Source organism: Fodinibius sp. AD559 (assembly GCF_052712805.1).
Genome location: NZ_JBQPVW010000005.1, coordinates 202,211 through 221,446, shown reverse-complemented (window position 1 = coordinate 221,446; position 19,236 = coordinate 202,211). Strand labels below are relative to the sequence as shown.

Sequence of the window (19,236 nt, the reverse complement as noted above, 5' to 3'; positions counted from 1 at the left end):
TATAATACTCCGATATTTAGGAGGGAGACTTTTTATTGAATTATTTAATTCCTGCCAGACCAAGTGATAAAAAAAGCGGACAGCCATACCCCCTTTAAATCCTGTGGGTAAGCTACCCTGCCTTTTTAAACTTCTACCTTACTGATCTGCTTTTTTTATGTTATGTTTGGAACAGTTAACCAATTTTATCTAAGGACTATTACATTTATGGAAAAAATGGATCGACTTCGTGATGCTATCACAGATTATATCAATGAAAAAGGGGTAGAATACCAGCGGCTACTTTTGTCGAGAACTTTCTATACCAAATTGAAAAAGGAGGCTGATGAACACGATGTACCCATCGATCTTCCAAATATGGAAATTAAAGACAATGTAGAATACGATTTTAAACTTCTGCCCTGACCCTGATTTTTCAGGAACACCCTGATCCATTTGTACCTATAAAACTAAAAAAAGTTTTATGATCTGGATCGGTTCTGGTGCCCTGATAATCATCTTCTTTAGTTTTCGAGCGTATATCAACAATCGGAAAGAGTTTCAAAAGAAAATTATTCGTGATCAATACTCACGATTATATTTTCATCTGTTGCAAGGCGCAAATATTGTATTCATTATATCCGGACTTCTGTTCCTGATGCTTGCCATAGTAAGCCACGTAAATGGATTTGAATTAATTTTTTCCTCTGAATACAGTTATTACCTGAAGTTGAATAGCAGTTAAGCTTTTTAGGTGTTTTTTTAACAAACTTCCGAATAATTTACAATTATACACGTTCAAATTTTGTAAATAGTGAATAGAATCATTATTTACATAAGTAGTTATAATTTTAAGTAAATAAAGGTAGCAAAGCTCTATGCCACGATGTGAAATTTACCAAGATGCCAAAGGTGAATGGAGATGGAGACAAACCTCCAAAAATGGTGATATTGAAGCCTACTCCGATGGCGGATTTGAAGACAAAGAAGAATGTAAAAAAGATGGAAAGGAAAACGGTAACTGCACAAGCTATACACGAAGCAACTCCTATTAATCACTTTTTTGTTTCTATAAAGCTGCTCTTCAATTCTGAGGAGCAGCTTTTTTTATTTGAATGGAAAAATAACTATCTACTTGATATAAAATAAGACACTACAATATTTTTATATCCTTTATGCATAATGCATTAAGCTCTACACACATATAAAAGCTCTTGTTATGATTGAAGGGTTATATCAGTCAGAATATTGGCTTAGCACCTTCATAATTCAGCGAGGACTGGGTTTCATCTATGCAATTGCCTTCCTGGTTGCGATAAATCAATTCAGGCCGCTATTGGGAGAAAATGGCTTACTGCCTGTCCCCCGTTTTGTAAACCGTATCCCGTTCAAGAGATCTCCCAGCATTTTTCACTGGCATTATTCCGATCGCTTTTTTAGCCTAATTGCCTGGGCAGGATTTACCCTTTCCTTACTTGCGGCTTTCGGCATTTCTGATGTAGGCCCTTTATGGCTTTCCATGCTGATCTGGTTTTTTCTTTGGGTACTCTACCTCTCAATTGTAAATGTTGGTCAGCTCTTTTACGGTTTCGGATGGGAATCGCTGCTGCTGGAAGCCGGGTTTTACGCTATTTTTCTCGGTCCCATACAGTACGAAAGTTCCATAATTATGGTATTTATCCTGCGCTGGTTGGTCTTTCGAGTCGAATTTGGAGCCGGACTCATAAAAATGCGCGGCGATGAGTGCTGGAGCAACCTAACCTGCCTCAACTATCACCACGAAACCCAGCCGATGCCTAATCCACTAAGCAGATTTTTTCATTTACTTCCCGAAAAAATCCACAAGTTTGAAACGCTATGTAATCATATTGTGCAATTGGGAGCCGTTTGGTTACTGTTTTTACCTCAGCCATTTGCTACTATCGGAGCGCTATTAATCATTTTATCTCAGCTCTACCTCATTATAAGCGGAAATTACGCCTGGTTAAACTGGCTGACTCTCCTACTGGCATTCAGTGGTATAAGTAACCAATACTTAGCCTTCCTGATGCCCGTTTCTCTGCCGCCCGAACTCTACGATAGTTTTATACTGGAAATCATTTCAATGATTGTTGGGATCATTGTAGCCTATCTAAGCATTGGTCCCATTAAGAACTTGATTTCTCCTCAGCAGCGGATGAATGCGAGCTTTAACCCGCTGCACTTAGTCAATACCTACGGTGCATTTGGATCGGTAACCCGAACTCGATATGAGATCGTAATTGAAGGGACCACCGACCATCAGCTTGATACAAAAACAACCTGGAAAGCATATGAATTTAAAGGGAAGCCCGGTAACCCAAAACAAATACCCAGCCAGTGGGCTCCCTACCATCTTCGGCTTGACTGGCAGATATGGTTTGCAGCCATGACTTCCATTCGGTCCAACACCTGGCTTTTGAAATTCATTTATAAATTGTTAAAAGCCGATAAAGACATATTAAAACTTTTATCAAATAATCCCTTTAACAATAAATCTCCCAATTATATACGAGTACGTCTTTTTCAGTATCAATTTACCAGTCAAAAAGAATATAAAGAAACCGGCAACTGGTGGAGGCGGAGCTTTGAACGCATATATTTACCCCCTCAATCAACTGATGACTTACAGCATTTTAGCAATTAATATTCGTAAAGGAATCATAAATTCTTCATTTTTTGTTGAAAATCCCTAACCATTCACAATAAAGTATTACGCTATGTTTTTCCTAAAATCTGATGAGCTTCGCAACCATCTTCATTCTATTATTCACAAAGATACCCAGCAACACAAAACACATTTCGATTTAACTATAGATAGTATTTATAAATTCACGAAGGCCGGGTCGCTTGATTTTGGAGGCAGTGAATTTGAGGCAGCAGAGAAGGAGTTAATCAAGCCGCAGAAGAATCAAGGTGACGATTACGGATGGTGGAACCTCCCTCAGGGACACTACCAGGCAAGCATGAATGAAACTATCAAAGAAGCAGGAGACACCATAGCATTTATAAATTTACATCCACATGCTCGTAAAGCAGGTATTATTACCAATGCATCAATGTTACCAAACCAACATAACGAAGATCCAATAACCCTCAACTTTTTTGCGCCCGATCCTGGCTGCAATATCAAAGAAAATGCGCGTTTTGCCGTCTTATATTTGTTGGCCAGCTAATATTTTGGGATACTAAGGTCAATTTTAACATCACTAATTATTGATGTACACCGTAACTTCGGGCTTCCTGAGTACCGCAAGGATAGGCGTTGAAAAAGATATTCCCGTAATACAACAAGAGTTTAGCTGCATATAAATTGACGAAAAGAAGAGATCACTTTTCTGCCTGTAAATCAATATACCCTGCAGGCAAAAGCTTTCTCGGATGCGGTTATTAATGACGATTCGGTACCGACAGTACTTACCAATGTTCTTAACAATATGATCGCCATTGATTCCTTCAGAAAAAAACAAAAAACTGGTCAAATTAACCTTTCATACACTGATAAAATTACTATAAAACTTAAAAAAGAGAACTCTCAAACAATTTATGGGTCAGAAGACAGAAAAAATTTATAACCGGGCTAAAGAGTATTTAGATAAGCAAAACCATGAGCATGCACTGCGACTGTTTAATCAAGTTTTAAACAGAGAGCCGGGCCACCCAAAAGCCCTTCGAAATAAGGCACTCATTAAAGTTTTGGATGATGACGAAGAAGCTGAAAAATTTCTTCTGTTTGCTTTAGATCAACTTCCGGACGATGATCAGCTCTATCAACTGTTAGGTACGCTCTATCACAATAATGGGAAGCCTCAAAAGGCGCTTGCGCAATTTAAAAAAGCCATCGATGTAAATGCTGATAATACGATTGCCCAACAGGGAGCCGCCATGGTCTATGCCCATATGTTGGAAGAACATGAACAAGCCATTATTCACTTTACAAAAGCACTTGAAAACAATCCGCAAGATATGGAACTGTTATTTAACCGCGGATGCAGCTACATGATATCCGAGCAGATGGATAAAGCAGAGCAGGACTTGCGTCAGGCGGCTGAACTTAATCATGATAAAGCCAACGAGATGTTAGAAAAATACTTCTAACAGTATCACTCTTTTGTTTTCACCATTTGATTGAAAACCCTTTTTAGAAATGGGAAGAGTAGCGATACCTCCCTCCCATTTTTCCTTAGCTGATCTGCTATTTCAAAAGCAATTTCCCACTGCTCCATTAATATTTTCTGCCCATCAATAAAGTAATAGTTATCGTCATAAATATTTGTTGATTCGGAAGTTACGCCATTTACCTCAATTACTTTTAAATTACTTCCTTCTTTTAATTGGTCGTAATCTGGAACTTTTATATCAAACCTTCCGAAGTAAAAGCCTTTTGCTGATTTACAAATTTCATTCATCCTCCTTGTTAAGGCTTCGGTAATAAGCTCCTCGCCATCAAAAAAGATAGCACCACGGGCATGTGTTCCTAAATCAACCAAAGTTATTGTTTCTCCATTATCCGGTATCTCGAACAAGAGTTCTTCATTTTGCTTGAGATACTCTTTGCCCATATTCACGGTTATATCATCTGACAAAATAAGCTCTTGCACTGTTTTTTGCCCATCTCCGACCAGTGTGGGGAGTTCTTTTTTGGTAATAGAAAAAATATCGCCTTGCTCCTCTTCGGGTTTTCGATAATAGAAGACTCCCACTTCCTTACCATCTATAAATTCTTGGATAATGATATCCTCAGAACACTCGGAAAGATAATCCTGTAAAGCATATCGATCTTTTATGACCTCAACTCCCTTCCCTCTTTCCCCTACATCCGGTTTTAGCACAACCGGAAAACTCAAATCATTCTCTTTTAAAAATTGGTCAGCAGCTTCAAGCATATTTTCTAATTTCTCATCAAAAGAGATTTTTTTATACAAAGCTACTGCTGATGAGTCTCCAAATAAATCCAGAATAGCACTCTTAGATTCTCCTACAAATCCACCGTCAGGAATAGCAGGATTAACGGCAGTAAACAACGTAAAGCAACGATATTTGACGCCTAAATAAATGATATATAGCGTTACGGGGGTATAAATGACCATAGGCCACCAATATTGCCAGCGCGTTAATTTTCGATATCGGGACAACAAAAGTCGTCGGCCTTTATAACTGAAGGCGGGAATAATCAATTTTATAAACATAATAATACTCCCCACAGCCCCCAGAAATACCCAGATAGCATAATCATGATAAACCGCAAAATAGCGTAGTAATTCGTTTCCGAGTAATTTAGAGATTCCCACAAGCATGGGCGTCCAAACAAGTCCGGCAAGAATAAAATAAAAGATAAACATCCAAAAACCGGCTCGAATTACCCCTGCACTAAAATATGTTGGAATTCTGCTGCCCGGCAAAAATCGGGTTGCTATAATAATTGCCGGTCCCTTTACCTTAAACCACTGCGCACTTTTCTCAAGATCTTTTTCTGAAATAATCCATTTTAAAGGTGCTTTTTTAATCGCAGGTCGCCCCAGCACCCTTCCGGCCACGTAAAGTCCTACATCCCCAATTAAAATACCGAGGAAACAAGCCAGTGTTGCAGGCCAAAACCCGATAAGTCCCCGTGCTACCAGCAAACCCGCCCCAATACAGGTTAAGTCTTCACTGATCAGCGTACCTAAAATGATAATCAGCATAATGATTAGAAGTGAAATGCCTTCGAATTTTGCAAACTCGACATTTGAAAACGACTTATCAGCTGCTTTTATACGTTCTTTTGAAGCATCAGATACCGTAGTTGCAGTACCTTTCTCAACTTCAGCAATAAATGATTTAATGGTCTGACCAACCGAATCACTATGGGTCTCCAAGAGATCGTGATCTGCATCATATAATTGCAACTTGCTTTGCGGAACAATCCGGTAATGCTCCTGGGCAACGGCCAGAGGCACCAAAGGATCTTCCTTACCATGCAATATGATCATGGGCTTGTCAAGCTGTTTAAGGTGGGATCGAAGCGGCCTCTGATCTGACTCATAGTGCCTTTTAGCATAAGAAACATCAATATCAATAGCTTTAAAAAGCCCGAAATGCGGAACGGCATTGTGTAACAGCCATACTGCTCCCAACTGTATGCCATGCACCGTATGATTTAAGCGATAGCTCCCTAATAGTTCCAACTCTTGAACCCCTACTGAGGCAATAAGCCCCACCGAGGCTATTTTTTGCGGATGTTTATGTGCTAAATGAATGGCACTGGGACCTCCCAATCCAAAACCAAAAGCATGGGCACTGGAAATATTTAGCGAATCTAAGAACTGTGAAGTGTATACCGATGAGCTCCTAAACGAATAGCTTGGAAGATCATCGTTTTTACCTCCATAACCCGGCAAATGGGGTACTAAAACCCTCAATTCTGAAGATAAATTCGGGATTATCTCTTCAAATAACTCCGGCCCCTCCGGTCCACCGGGCAAAAGCAACAAAACGGAAGGATTATCTTCTGATCCCCTATAAATATCCTGATACCCAATGGTAATCTCCTCATCAGAAAGTGACTGATCGGCATTGACGACATTCAGCTGTACGGTTTTATTGGGATCTTCTTGATCAGGTAATGGACTTTGAAAAAAGCTTGTTACAAAATGAGATAATGCCAGAACAACGAGATAAATTAAAACGTATTTTTTCCAGCCTTTTATGCCCTTTAACATCTAATTAATCTCTGCTATTAATTTTTTGAATCAACAATTGGAACAAACAATCGTGATACTTCTTTTTGCAACTGTTTTGCGAGCTCCTTTCTATTATTACCAGTAATTTTGTCTCCAAAACTGATCGTGACATCAACCCTTTTTATTTTCAGCAGCTCCCAAAAATGAGGCAAGAAAGCCATATCTCCCCACCAACAAACGTGTGACCATGCCGGACGGTCGGCATCTACAGAACAATATGAAATAGCTGTACTACTGACCGGCATTTCTTTTTCCGCCGGATAGTTTAACAAAGAGGAATTAAAAGGTAAAACCCTTTCCCCTTTCGAGCTTGTTCCCTCGGGAAATAAGATGATACCCTCCGAATCAGATATCGTTTCTTCTACACGATTATTCATCCGACGTACATCGCCCTGTAACTTTCTATTAATAAAAAGAACCCCCAGAGTTCGAGTGCCCCATCCAAAAAACGGCCATGAGGCTATTTCACTTTTGGCAATAAAAGTACCATCCAAAAAATACCATAGCGGCACCACGTCCATATAACTTAAATGGTTGGAAACAAGGAAAAAAGGAGGCTTGGGCGGTAATCCTTCAGAAGAAATATTAAGTCCCATAATGTTGGCTGTTAGCGAAGCCCAAATAGTTATTATACGGTTTTTCCATTTGGTAACCATCGACGGTTTTATAAAACGAAAGAGAATATTACCTATGCCAACCGAAATTACCGTACATAAAGTAAGCAGAAAAAAAAGTATGAGACGTAGAATTGCCCTTGTATTCTCAATCATATTTTTCATAACTATCGAAAAAATAGTGTTCTTGAACGCTCATCAAGGTTCTCAAGATCTACCAATATTAAAAAATCAATTGTTTGGAACGCTCTATCCAAGGCTGGTTTCGATAAGGTTTTGGCTCCTAAATCAATATAGAGATTAAATAATTGAGGCAAAGTTATATGTTTCCAGGCTTCGGCATCCCTATCAACATCCGGACAATGATAATCATCTTTGGTATCAACACTTAAAGAACTGTGGATGTGATCATTTTCTCGCAAATAATCCCATACCGTCCATCCTTCGGCAGGATTTGTACTTTTGATAGAACAGCATCCCAACAAATAGCGCAAATCGGTTATTTCCATATACTTTGCTATCCCCCGCCATAACAAATACAGCACACGTCCATTACGGTGCTCTTTTTGGATACACGCTCGACCTACTTCTACCGTCTGTTTTAAAATTTCTTGTGGAATAGAAGACAAATCAAATTCATCAGATGTATATAACCCATGTCTTTGAATTGCTTTCTGATAGGTTTGTAATCGATAGGTACCAATCACACCGTCTGTTTTACGATCTACAACAATAAGATGGTCACATTGCAAATCATATTGGTCAACATCAAGACACTGCTGATGGGATTTTTCCAATCCTTCGCCAAGCTCCAGGTTAAATACGCGATATCGCAGTGATTGAGCAGCACGTAACTCTGCTTCTGTCTTGGCAAACTGCAGGCTATACCGATTGGTGGCAAATAATTGTCCCGATAATGTTTTATCCACAGGGTAAAAAGCTCTGTTATACTTAGTGGTCCCTTAGAATAAGCAACTGAAGATAAAAAAAGAATCGAAAAATGATTTTATAACCTGATTTTTAAATAGATAAGCGGAAATATCAGTTGTTTTTAGCAATCCAATTTTTAAGAGCCACCGTTATCAAGGCAGAGTAATACATATCCTTTTTATCAGCCATCGATTTCACTTTGTCGATTAGGTCGGTTTCCAAGTAATAGCTGACAATTTTCTTTTTATTCTTTTTTTCATTTTTGCGGGACGTATCATTGTTCCCGTTTTCACACCTCTCGTCCCTATTTTGTTTTGTAGTTATAACAGCAGTATCTGTATCCTTTTTTTTATCTGATACACCACGATCAGGAATAAATCCCATTGCACTTTTTTGTGATTTAAAACTAATGGGACTACTCCCTAAACTCTTCTTCTTTGACATAATAAGCTGATCCCTATTAATATTCTACGCGTGTTGCAACTGACCATTTCTTATTTCCTGAGCCAGCGCCTTGTAGTCTTTTGCCCCATGGCTCTCAGGTGCGTATTCGAAAATAGTTTTGTGATGACTCGGTGCCTCTGCCAACGCCACATTATCTCTGATTATCGTATCAAAAACTTTATCCCCGAAATAGTCCTTTATATGGTCCACAACCTCATTGTTGAGATTTTTCCGCCCGTCAAACAGCGTACAAATAATACCGCTTATTTCAATTTCAGGATTCAATCGCTCTTTTACAATCTGGATAACGTCCATCAGCTTTGACAGCCCATGTAATGCTAAATACTCCGACTGGAGCACAATAAAGATTTCCTTAACAGCTGTAAAAGCATTGAGCGTCAACAATCCCAGATTGGGCGGACAATCAATCAAGATATAGTCATAGTCCTTTGATAAGGTGCTCAATTTATTCTTAAGCATCATTTCGCGAGCAGGTTCATTGGCAAACTCCATTTCAGCTCCTGACAGATCAATAGAAGAAGGCATTATATCAAAACCATTATGACTTATAATAGCATCATCAGCCTCTACTTCCCCCTTCAAGACATTATAAATGCTATTTTCCAAACGATTGGAGCTTAATCGAAGCGAATATGTGAGATTTGCCTGGGGATCCAAATCAACCAACAAAACCTCAAACCCATCCCGGGCAAGTCCGGCGCCGACATTAATTGTTGATGTAGTTTTTCCTACTCCGCCTTTCTGATTGGTAAAAGCTATTGTTTTCATACGTTCATACCGTTTATATATTCCCGAATATTAATTATTAACCTGGGCAATGCCCTTTGTATTTAATAGAGAGCTTCATCGGTGATTTGTTACAGAAATATTAAAATTTTTTAATATTTCCAAATAATAAACTCTACTGCCACTCAGAAGGGGTTTAGTAATAGCTAATACAAATAATAATCTATCTGTATGGCAATGTTAAAAATATAAGAGATATTCTGTTCGAGAGAAGCTAAAAATTGGGAAAGAAATAGCCAATAATAAATTGGATGGCATAAATAAATGCAACCAGTCCAGCGGCAAACAAAATAACAGCAATAGCTATTGTTTTACCTTCAGAATCTTTCTTTTTTGAAGCCATAATCTATAATTTGTTTTACCAGTTTATTAACCTATTTGCTTTAAAAGTAATCTACCAGACCGGTTGTTGAGTTGCAAATATAAATCGATATCTTACTAACAATTTAACTCTTAACCTCAAAATTGCCTAATGGATAAATCAATAACTATTTCAGAAGAAAATTATGATTTCTGGAAAACCGGAGCCATTATTTCGGCAGTATTGTCTGCAATTACTTTTACTGTATTCTGGAATATAGATGATCCATTTTGGATAGGTATTACAAGGTTGGTAGCATTTATTTTTTTTGCAATGATGATTCTTTGCTACCTGCAAATTATGAACGGGCCTATTGAGATAACACTAAAGATTACTGACAAAATCGTCCTTGTCTCGTATCAAAAAAATGGTAGAAATATTCATGAGGAACAATTCGAAAAAGACACTATCAAAGAGATATATCCTACTACATCGGGAGTAAATTTTTTACTACGTAAACTAAAACCATCAATCAAAACCTTTAAGGTCAGTTTCACCGATACCGATAAAGACCTAAATATGTTTGAATTCAGTGGACGTCCCCTTTTGTTCAGCAAAAATTCCCGAGAAGAAATTCTCCAATTCTTTAAGAACGCATCCCAATAGATTTACCCTATTTACAGCTCAGATACCAGTTAAAGTAACAACAATAGTTATAATCTTAGCAGACTCATCAATATTCGGATGCGTGAACTCACTATAACGAACATGTAACCTAACGCCAGACTGCCGCCTATTTCTTTGGAAAGAGTTGAAAAGCAATCTTCAAGCCGTTCCGATTGGAAACTGGAGATTTTAAAAAACTTCCATTATCCATAATGTTGTAAAATAATTTATAATATTTGCAAAGGATCATTTTTTGACCAACATTCAAAACAAACTTTTTTAACTAAATAAATTAAAGGATGGAAAGTATAAAAAATATCAGCGTTGTACTTTTATTGGTACTGGTTTTTGCCAGCTGTACCGAAACTAATCAGTATCAACAACAGGCAAATGAGCTTGCACAAAAAGTAATTATTGTAGATGGACATATTGATGTCCCCTATCAGCTAAAAGACGAATGGGTGGATATTTCAAAGGCAGCACCCGATCTGGATTTTGATTATCCCCGAGCAAAAGAAGGTGGATTAGATGCTCCATTCATGTCTATTTATATCCCGGTAGAGTATCAAGAAACCGGTGGAGCTAAAGCTGCTGCTGACAGTCTTATCGATATGGTGGAGGGCATAACTAATAACAATCCCGATAAATTTGCTATTGCTACATCACCGGATGAGATACAAAATAACTTTGAAAAGGGGTTAATTTCACTGCCTATGGGAATCGAAAACGGAGCTCCTGTGGGAGAAGATTTATCGAACGTGCAACACTTCTACGATCGCGGAGTCCGCTATATCACTCTTGCTCATGCAAAGGATAACCGCCTCAGCGACTCTTCTTATGATACCACCAAAGATACGCACAACGGTTTAAGTAATTACGGTAAAAAAGTTGTGAAAGAGATGAACCGACTGGGAATGATGGTGGATGTATCTCATATTACCGACAGCGCTTTTTATGATGTTATGGATGTAACTAAAGCACCTGTTGTGGCTACGCACTCCTCAAGCAGGCATTTCACGCCCGGATTTGAACGAAATATGAGTGATGACCTTATAAAACGTCTTGGCGAAAATGACGGCGTTATCATGATTAATTTTGGCTCTACTTTTTTGGATAGTGTATCCCAAAACAGTCGGGAAAAGGTACGACAAGAAATGGCTCAACGTATTAAGGAAAAAGATTTAGATCCGGATAGTAAAGAAGCAGATGAGTTCCGGTCGGAATATTTTCAGGAAAATTTCAAATTTAGCACTGTGGAAAAGGTAGCCGATCATATCGACCATGTTGTTAACTTGGTAGGTATCGATCATGTAGGATTAGGCTCAGACTACGATGGCGTAGGCCCTACCCTGCCAACAGGACTTAAAGATGTATCCACCTATCCCAACCTATTCGCCGAACTCTTAGAGCGTGGATACACGGAAGAGGAAATTGAAAAAATTGCCTCCGGGAATATTTTCAGAGTCTGGAATAAAGTAAACGAGGTTGCTGATAACATGGAACAATCAGATAATTAAACTATTCGGTAAATAAATTTAACGCCCCGGCTGAGGAATATTTGGTCGGGGCTTTTTTAATCCTAAACAAATTTGTGCCCATGCAAAAGATTACAACTCCCACGCTCCTGTTGGATAAAGATATTTGCAAAGCTAATATCAGGCGGATGGCTAATAAAGCTCAACAACATAACTTGCGCTTCAAACCCCATATGAAAACCCATCAATCAGCACAGGTGGGAGAATGGATAAAGGAAGCGGGAGTTTCGGCAATCACGGTATCTTCTGTAGCTATGGCTCAGTATTTTGCTGAAAACGGTTGGGAAGATATCACCATTGCTTTCCCCTGTAATGTCGGCCAGGTTCAAGCGCTGAACGAGCTTGCCCAGAACATTTCTCTTACATTACTGATTAATAAGCCGAAAACGGTCAAACTTTTAGAAGAACATCTGACAAGCCCGATTAATACCTATATCGAAATTAATACCGGATCAGCCAGAACAGGTTTTACTTCTGATAGTATCACAGCAATACAAGAGCTAATAACTGCCATTAAAAAAACAAAATATATCAGCTGGTTAGGATTCTATTCTCATCCCGGTCATTCATACCGTTGCCGTTCCCAACAACAGATATTAGAGATTCATGAATCGGTTATCAGTCAGTTTAAATACTTGAAAAATAATATTGAGCCAGACTTTGAAACCTTTGAAATATGTTCCGGTGATACCCCTTGTTGTTCCGCTGCCGAAAGCTTTGGTCCAATTGATGCTATAAGTCCGGGTAACTTTGTGTTTTATGACCTAATGCAAAATCAAATTGGAAGTTGTACACCTTCAAATATTGCCGTTGCAATGGAATGTCCTGTTGTAGATAAATATCCCGAAAGAAACGAACTGATTATTCATGGAGGAGCAGTCCACTTTTCCAAAGAATCAATCACTGAAAAGGAACTCACTCATTACGGAGCTGTTGTGAAAAAAGTTGATGAGCATTGGGAGCCTTTAGATCATACTCCACACCTTACAAAGCTCTCCCAAGAGCACGGCATTATCTACTGCTCCAATCACGTATTCAAGAATTATAATATTGGTGATACTATAACCATCCTGCCCGTACATTCATGCCTTACTGCTAATCTTATGGGAGAGTATCAATTAACAGATAGAGATAGAATCACAATTAATATGATAAAATAATTCATTAAAAAAAGGCACTCAATTACTTGAGTGCCTTTAAAAGTATATATCTTAAAATGTGAATTAGATTTATTTCGCTTTATATAACCAAGCTTCGGAATTCTGATTTTGCCGGATATCAGCAAGCGCTTTTTCAGCACTGTTCACATTATCAAATCCCTGGAAAGTGACAAGGTTAATATCTGAATCCTGCATCTTAATTATTGAAGCATTAAATCCTTTCTCAGAAAGTTCTTGTTTATGCTTTTCTGCATTTTCCAGAACCTGAAATGATCCGCCAACAATATAATAGGTGGCAAGCGTTTCGCTGTTTTGTTCACCATTATTATTTCTGGATTCCAGTGTTTCAGGCTGAGAGTCATTCTCTTGGCTCTCAGCAACTGTTTTAACACTATCATTCTTTTCTCCCCCAAGATTAAGTTCGACTTTCTCAGTCTTTACTTCCGGATCCTTAATAGTTTCGGGCTGATCCTGCTGATCACTTTCCTGATCTAACGAATCGGGTTCAGTATTCTTAGCTTCTTGATCATCACTTTGATCTTTTTTCTCAGGTTTAGAGTCCGGTTCAGGCTTGTCTTCTTTTTGTTTTTCCTGAGACTGGGGATCATCTTCTTCTGTTTCACCATCAAAAACTTCTTGCAGGTCTTTATTCTCACGATTCAATATTTCTTGACCTTTTGAAGCCTCATCCTGCATACGCTCTCGTTCATTCTGGAGAACTTCATACTTATTTCTGAAATCCTCTTTACCATACCGTTCCGGTATAGTAGGTTCTAAAGATGCCTGAATCAATATTACAAGCTCTCTCATCTGGTAATCATGAGACTCATATCCAAACAGGTATCGCAACCCAAAGAACCACGGGGGAAGATCTTTTAAAACGGGAATACCCCGTCGAACGTCAGCTTTTTCAGTCCTATATAATCCTGCTATTACCGTTGCTTCTCCATCGAGCAACAGTGCCTGTGTTGTAGCTTCCTGCTTATTAATAATGGTACTTACCGGATCAGGTTGTGCTGATGATCTTTCAGCATCAATATTAAGATGGATAAAAGTCGTATCTTGCTGAGTAATAACCTGCGGAGTAACCGTAAGGATAGTACCAACTGAGAAAAATTGTTCCACTACATTACCCGCGATATCGCGCTGCTTGATGGAAAAGTCCTGTCCTACCTGGATATTCCCTTCCTGTCCATCCATCACTTTTACGGTGGGTGAGGCAAGAATTTCACCAAGGTTATCAGCTTCAAATGCACTAAATAGTGCCTGCACATCAATTCCGGTATTCCCAATCTCACCGACATTAACTAATGCACTAAACACATCCTGAGACACGTTCTGCGCTCCTTTTGAATTTACTTGTACAAAGGGACCATCAAACTCTGAGCTGGGAACTTGCCCCCCGCCTTGTCCACCTTGGCCGCCTCCTTGGCCTCCACCACCTTGTCCGCCTTGTCCACCACCAAGTACAGATTCAGGGACGTTTTCCGATATAGTAGACCAATCTACACCAATTTCTTGCAGAGCGCGGCGGTTCCCTTCAAAAAAGATAGCGTTTATTCTAACTTCATGTGTTTGGGTTGTCGCTACCGGTCCTTCGCCTTCTCCACCGCCCGCAGCTGTTTGAGGTGCCGCCTGTCCTTCTGCTTCGGCTTCTATAGACTCACGGGTTACAATTTCCAAGAACTCCTGTTTGTCAACTAAGTGAAGCTCATTAACACGCAAAATTAACTTCAGGGCATCCATCCAATGCATCGGTGGAACCGGAATACCAATTTCTCCCTCTGTATCCGTACGATTGATAACCGCTTTTCCTCGGAATTCTTGCGAAAAGTCGTTTATAACATCAACAGCACGAGCAAATGAAGTAGTTCTATCAAAACGTACAACTTCTTCGGGATTCGTATATTCTCTATACTCTGCAGGCAGGTTATCCCGGTTTTGACTATACACACTACCAATGGCAACAAAAAGAAATGCCAGTGCGAAAAGTATCGTTTTTTGGTATCTAAATAATTTCATATTAATTACTGCTTTCATTTTCATCTTCATCATTATTAACCTGCAAGGTTATTCGCTCAACGATTCCACCTTTGTTAAGAGTAAAAGAAGCGGTTCCTTCATCAATATTTATTGATGAAAGTTTTCCAAGATATACTTCGTCTCCTTCAGAAAGTCGTTGCATCATCCCCTGTTGATCCAGTAAAAAAACTTTATCAGCACTAATGGCCAAAAGCTTACTATTTTCTACATTGACAAGATTATTCTCATTCTCTTTAACCGACCTTATCAAGGGATAAAATGGATTATAAACTGATCCACGTAAGTTATTATTAATTGCTAAGTCTGTTTCGCCCAATAATTTTACACGGTCATAAAAACTTTGCAAAGAAAACTGATAATTAACCTTTCCATAGGAATCCAGCTCATTAATGGGATTTACAGTGACCTGTCCAACTTTATTTAAAGGTTTACTTAATTCGATTTGACGGATAAAGTTTATAAAATTTCGATAGTATCCCTGACCGGTAACCTGCATCGAAATCACCCCATACTGATTATAGGTCGTTGAATCCGAAAAACTAAAGGTAAACTCTGTATAGGCTGATCCCGTATTTACCCGGTTCAGAAAATCATAGACATTATCTTCATTACTGTTGGGATATAACCCTTTATTATAATTATTGAAAAATTTCGTAGCCTCCTTAAACTGGTTTTCCAGCATCGGCAATTGATCAGCTTTCTGCTGTTTCTGATTCAACTCTTGCCGCGTTTGCTCGACATTTTGCTCCAGCTCTTCCAACGTGGGTTGTTGATAAAAATAAATATAGCTCCATCCCCCACCTATAAAAGTGGTCAAGACAACGAGAAGAATAATTGTATTTCGTACACCGTAGGACATATATCGTGTTTTTGCTAAATTATTTACCTATCAGATTTTTTACTTCTTCTGGCGATGAAGGTGAATAAATGGAATCAGATGCGGCAAAAGATTTTATCAGTATTGAAAATGTATACACCTGTTTTTCGCGTATTTCTTCGTTATTAACACTTAACAGAGTAGCCTCATCAAAAATATTTACGATTCTGGGAATTCTATTTCTATATAAAGTGTATCCCTGAATAGATGTACCATCCCCGGATTGAGAAAAAGAGGTTAACCATGTATTACTTACTGATTGAAAACCTCTATTCACCAAATTAAATTTTGCCGACCATTCTTTACTTCCCTGTGCGAGCGTATCTAACATCGTCAACTTTTCTTTTAATACCGACAAATCCTCCTGTAAAACATCTACTTCGTTTACAATAGGCTCTAATCGTTCAAGCTGAGAATTCATTTGGTTTAACTCACTCTCATAGGAATCTATCTGTCGGGCATTCTGCGTATAGAAATAATTAAAAGTTATGGGAGTTAAAAATATGAGGAATAGAATGAGCATACCGTGCCATTGCAGCTGAAATATCTTCTGGCGATCCTCAACATATTTAGGGACGAATGATAAGTTTGGAAAAATATCATCTTTTGCCCCAGAAGCTGCCAATGCAGAACCAATGGCAGTCGTAAATGATGGAATACTGGAGGGATCCACGCTTTCATTGTCAATAAACTCATCTTTCAGCGAAAGATTTTCAACATGAATATCGGGAAAGTTCTGTTCAAAGAACTCTACCGCATCACTTCCCCTGGTATTATTGGCTAAAAGGATGCGATCCAAACTGGGTACTTCCCCAGTATCCAGCTGGAAAAGAATCTTACTAAATACCGTATTCATGAAGGATTTCTTCTCGGTCCCCTCATTGATTATAGGGGAAACCAACCATATCTCATCGCCTTTCATGAAAACGACACGACACTTTTCCTTGCCAAACTGGATAATTCCAGTCATTTCATCAGGATCCAACTCATAATTAGCCCGTACTAATCCAACAAGTGCAATCTCATCGGGGATAACACTTTGTATGGCAAGTTTTCCCGTATAAAGCTCCCGAGCTCTGTTTACAGCCTTAAGGGTGATTGATTCGTCCTCAACGGAGCCAAGTAAGAGTGATCCATCTTCACGAACTTCATAAGAATAGTTATCACTTGATTTGGGAGTACCGTAGATAGATGCAAGCTTATCCTCAAGGTCTTGGATAAGATCTTTCTGTTTAACTTCAGAAAAATCCGTATCTCTAATAACCTGAAAAATGGTATGACCGGCGGGAATATTTAATCCCAAATAAATTTTTTCATTGCTAATGTCAGAGAGAATATCATAAATAAGAAGCTCATTGGATTGAGGAACTTCGGCTTCTTCAACCATGTCAAGCTCCATTTCCTCATCCTCTTCCTCTCCCTCCTCTAAACCAGATAAATCCAGTTCTTCTTCAACATCCTTAGATTTTTCTTCATCTTCTTCTAAACCAAATATCGAATCTGCATCCTCTTCTTCATCAAAAGCATCGGCCTCTTCAGAATCTGCTTGGAGTTTTATATTCTGTGATTGGCCCTCAATTTTTTCTACCAGAGAAAAGCGATCTAATTTAATAACTTTAACCGAACTTCCGTCTACACGTAGCCTTGCCACGCGGATAAGGTCATCCTGTACTGCTAAACCAACATATTCATTTTTTCCAAACATTCCGTAAAGTTATATGTCGTAGGTTAATATTGAGCTTCTGAAATAAGCTGTTTCAATCGCTTTTTATTATTAGCGTTATTTATTGCCTCCTCCTGCGAAATTTTTCCCTGATCATAGAGGCGCTTAAGATCTTGTTCCATGGTCATCATCCCCTGTTCACTACCCTCCATCAGCATCTGGTAAATCTCATTGACATTGTTATTTCTGATGGCAGCTTTTACTGAACTGGTTACCATAAGTACTTCTTTGGCCAATACTCGTTTCCCGTCAAGGCTGGGAATTAACTTTTGACTTATTACGCAAGTGAGCACATCGGCCAGACGTGTACGCACACGATTTTGTTCATCGGGCGGAACCTCACCAAGAATACGCTCGATACTTTCCATCGCCGAACTTGTATGGAGTGTTCCAAACGTTTTATGTCCCGAGTCTGTAATCTCAAGAGCAGTCATTATAGTATCCGGATCACGAAGCTCACCGATAACAATAATATCCGGATCTTGGCGAAGAGCCTGTATAGCCCCTTCTTTAAATGACCCAACATCTCGTCCTACTTCACGATGACGTACTACTGATTTTTTGGGCTCATGAACAAGCTCTACCGGTGAAGCAATTATAACAATATGAGAATCAACCGTTCGGTTGTTTGCATCAATTACGGTATCAAGCGTTGATGATTTACCTGAGCCTGTAATTCCCGTTACAAGCGTCATACCATATTTATAATATTTAAGGCTAAGCGCTTTTGCTACTTCGGGATGCAGGTGGAGCCCTTTAAAGGGACGAATTTCATTATCGATCTTACGCATGTTCAACGCCAAGTGCTCCAAGTCAAAATACATATCGGCACGATAACGACGAGCACCAGCTATTGAATCGGTACCCGATAGAGAATAGGAGAAGTCTAAATTACGATTTTCAAGCAGATGCTCTCGCTGGCTGGGCATTATTAAATTATGAAGCAAAAAATCGGTTTCAATAAGACTAAATTCAGGTGCGCTTTTATCCGGTGACTTATCACCATGAATACGATACCAAACCTTATTACCACAACCGGGGCCTCCAAGATCAATATCAGAAGCTTCATTCTCATACATCCTTTGGAGTAAATTCTCAATAACATCACGAAGTTCGGCACGAGTGCTATCATCTTGGCTATCAATAATTTTGCCAATTTCTCTATGCCGTTCCAATCCCTTCAAACTGTCATTGAGCTGAGCAGCAAGCGGTTTGATTAGTTCTTTAACTTTATCTTTTTGTACCCCTACTTCCATCTATAACCTAAATTTTCGTATTTCTTCATTTAATAATTGCAGCCTACCATTCATTAAGAACCGTAATCAGGTCCTTTGTTACGAGATATTTTAATATTAATGAACATACATCTGATTATTAATCCAAATAAATGCTTGTTTTCTTAAGATACACCATAAAA

At 38.8% G+C, this 19,236-nt stretch carries 19 protein-coding genes; 9 read left to right on the top strand and 10 right to left on the bottom strand.

All coding sequences use genetic code 11. The annotated features are described in order from the left end of the window. The first annotated feature begins 207 nt into the window (after positions 1-207). From ACQ4LT_RS11145 to ACQ4LT_RS11120, 6 genes are all read left to right on the top strand, one after another. Positions 208-405 (top strand): hypothetical protein, encoded by a 198-nt coding sequence (locus ACQ4LT_RS11145; RefSeq protein WP_445666126.1) that lies wholly within the window; start codon positions 208-210, stop codon positions 403-405. Between the two features lie 58 nt (positions 406-463). After that, positions 464-724, top strand: coding sequence for a hypothetical protein (locus ACQ4LT_RS11140; RefSeq protein ID WP_445666125.1), 261 nt, complete (start codon positions 464-466; stop codon positions 722-724). Between the two features lie 133 nt (positions 725-857). After that, positions 858-1,034 carry a hypothetical protein gene (locus ACQ4LT_RS11135; RefSeq protein ID WP_445666124.1) on the top strand — a complete coding sequence of 59 codons (177 nt, stop codon included), beginning with the start codon at positions 858-860 and terminating at the stop codon, positions 1,032-1,034. A gap of 164 nt (positions 1,035-1,198) precedes the next feature. Further along, positions 1,199-2,644, top strand: coding sequence for a lipase maturation factor family protein (locus ACQ4LT_RS11130; protein WP_445666123.1), 1,446 nt, complete (start codon positions 1,199-1,201; stop codon positions 2,642-2,644). 73 nt (positions 2,645-2,717) lie between these two features. Further along, entirely contained in the window at positions 2,718-3,173 is a 456-nt protein-coding gene (locus tag ACQ4LT_RS11125) for a hypothetical protein (protein ID WP_445666122.1), read from the top strand. Positions 3,174-3,543: 370 nt separating this feature from the next. Further along, positions 3,544-4,095 (top strand): tetratricopeptide repeat protein, encoded by a 552-nt coding sequence (locus ACQ4LT_RS11120; protein WP_445666121.1) that lies wholly within the window; start codon positions 3,544-3,546, stop codon positions 4,093-4,095. A gap of 5 nt (positions 4,096-4,100) precedes the next feature. On the opposite strand, the gene ACQ4LT_RS11115 is transcribed toward ACQ4LT_RS11120, so the two are convergent. From ACQ4LT_RS11115 to ACQ4LT_RS11090, 6 genes are all read right to left on the bottom strand, one after another. Beyond that, the gene (locus ACQ4LT_RS11115; RefSeq protein ID WP_445666120.1) at positions 4,101-6,698 is read right to left on the bottom strand and encodes an alpha/beta fold hydrolase; all 2,598 of its coding nucleotides are present in this window, start codon (positions 6,696-6,698) and stop codon (positions 4,101-4,103) included. A 17-nt stretch (positions 6,699-6,715) separates the two neighbouring features. Then, positions 6,716-7,498 carry a lysophospholipid acyltransferase family protein gene (locus tag ACQ4LT_RS11110; protein WP_445666119.1) on the bottom strand — a complete coding sequence of 261 codons (783 nt, stop codon included), beginning with the start codon at positions 7,496-7,498 and terminating at the stop codon, positions 6,716-6,718. A gap of 2 nt (positions 7,499-7,500) precedes the next feature. Further along, complete coding sequence (locus tag ACQ4LT_RS11105; RefSeq protein ID WP_445666118.1) at positions 7,501-8,262, bottom strand: GNAT family N-acetyltransferase; 762 nt, start codon at positions 8,260-8,262, stop codon at positions 7,501-7,503. Positions 8,263-8,374: 112 nt separating this feature from the next. Continuing rightward, entirely contained in the window at positions 8,375-8,707 is a 333-nt protein-coding gene (locus ACQ4LT_RS11100; RefSeq protein WP_445666117.1) for a hypothetical protein, read from the bottom strand. A gap of 24 nt (positions 8,708-8,731) precedes the next feature. Then, entirely contained in the window at positions 8,732-9,496 is a 765-nt protein-coding gene (locus tag ACQ4LT_RS11095) for a ParA family protein (protein WP_445666116.1), read from the bottom strand. A 232-nt stretch (positions 9,497-9,728) separates the two neighbouring features. Further along, positions 9,729-9,857 carry a hypothetical protein gene (locus ACQ4LT_RS11090; protein ID WP_445666115.1) on the bottom strand — a complete coding sequence of 43 codons (129 nt, stop codon included), beginning with the start codon at positions 9,855-9,857 and terminating at the stop codon, positions 9,729-9,731. Between the two features lie 129 nt (positions 9,858-9,986). Here ACQ4LT_RS11090 and ACQ4LT_RS11085 point away from each other — a divergent pair, with 129 nt between their 5' ends. From ACQ4LT_RS11085 to ACQ4LT_RS11075, 3 genes are all read left to right on the top strand, one after another. Then, positions 9,987-10,481, top strand: a complete 495-nt coding sequence (locus ACQ4LT_RS11085) for a hypothetical protein (protein ID WP_445666114.1) — start codon at positions 9,987-9,989, stop codon at positions 10,479-10,481. Between the two features lie 299 nt (positions 10,482-10,780). Next, positions 10,781-11,998: a dipeptidase gene (locus ACQ4LT_RS11080; RefSeq protein WP_445666113.1), complete on the top strand. Its 1,218-nt coding sequence runs from the start codon at positions 10,781-10,783 to the stop codon at positions 11,996-11,998. A gap of 80 nt (positions 11,999-12,078) precedes the next feature. Beyond that, positions 12,079-13,176, top strand: a complete 1,098-nt coding sequence (locus ACQ4LT_RS11075) for an alanine racemase (RefSeq protein WP_445666112.1) — start codon at positions 12,079-12,081, stop codon at positions 13,174-13,176. Between the two features lie 69 nt (positions 13,177-13,245). Here ACQ4LT_RS11075 and ACQ4LT_RS11070 read toward each other — a convergent pair whose 3' ends face one another. From ACQ4LT_RS11070 to ACQ4LT_RS11055, 4 genes are read right to left on the bottom strand one after another with little or no spacing between them, the layout of a single operon-like run. Further along, the gene (locus ACQ4LT_RS11070; protein ID WP_445666111.1) at positions 13,246-15,198 is read right to left on the bottom strand and encodes an SPOR domain-containing protein; all 1,953 of its coding nucleotides are present in this window, start codon (positions 15,196-15,198) and stop codon (positions 13,246-13,248) included. A 1-nt stretch (position 15,199) separates the two neighbouring features. After that, a complete protein-coding gene (pilO, locus tag ACQ4LT_RS11065; protein ID WP_445666110.1) occupies positions 15,200-16,078 on the bottom strand; it encodes a type 4a pilus biogenesis protein PilO in 879 nt (292 codons plus the stop codon). A 19-nt stretch (positions 16,079-16,097) separates the two neighbouring features. Then, the gene (locus ACQ4LT_RS11060; RefSeq protein WP_445666109.1) at positions 16,098-17,801 is read right to left on the bottom strand and encodes a PilN domain-containing protein; all 1,704 of its coding nucleotides are present in this window, start codon (positions 17,799-17,801) and stop codon (positions 16,098-16,100) included. Positions 17,802-17,824: 23 nt separating this feature from the next. After that, a complete protein-coding gene (locus ACQ4LT_RS11055) occupies positions 17,825-19,075 on the bottom strand; it encodes a type IV pilus twitching motility protein PilT (protein ID WP_445666108.1) in 1,251 nt (416 codons plus the stop codon). Between the last annotated feature and the right edge of the window lie 161 nt (positions 19,076-19,236).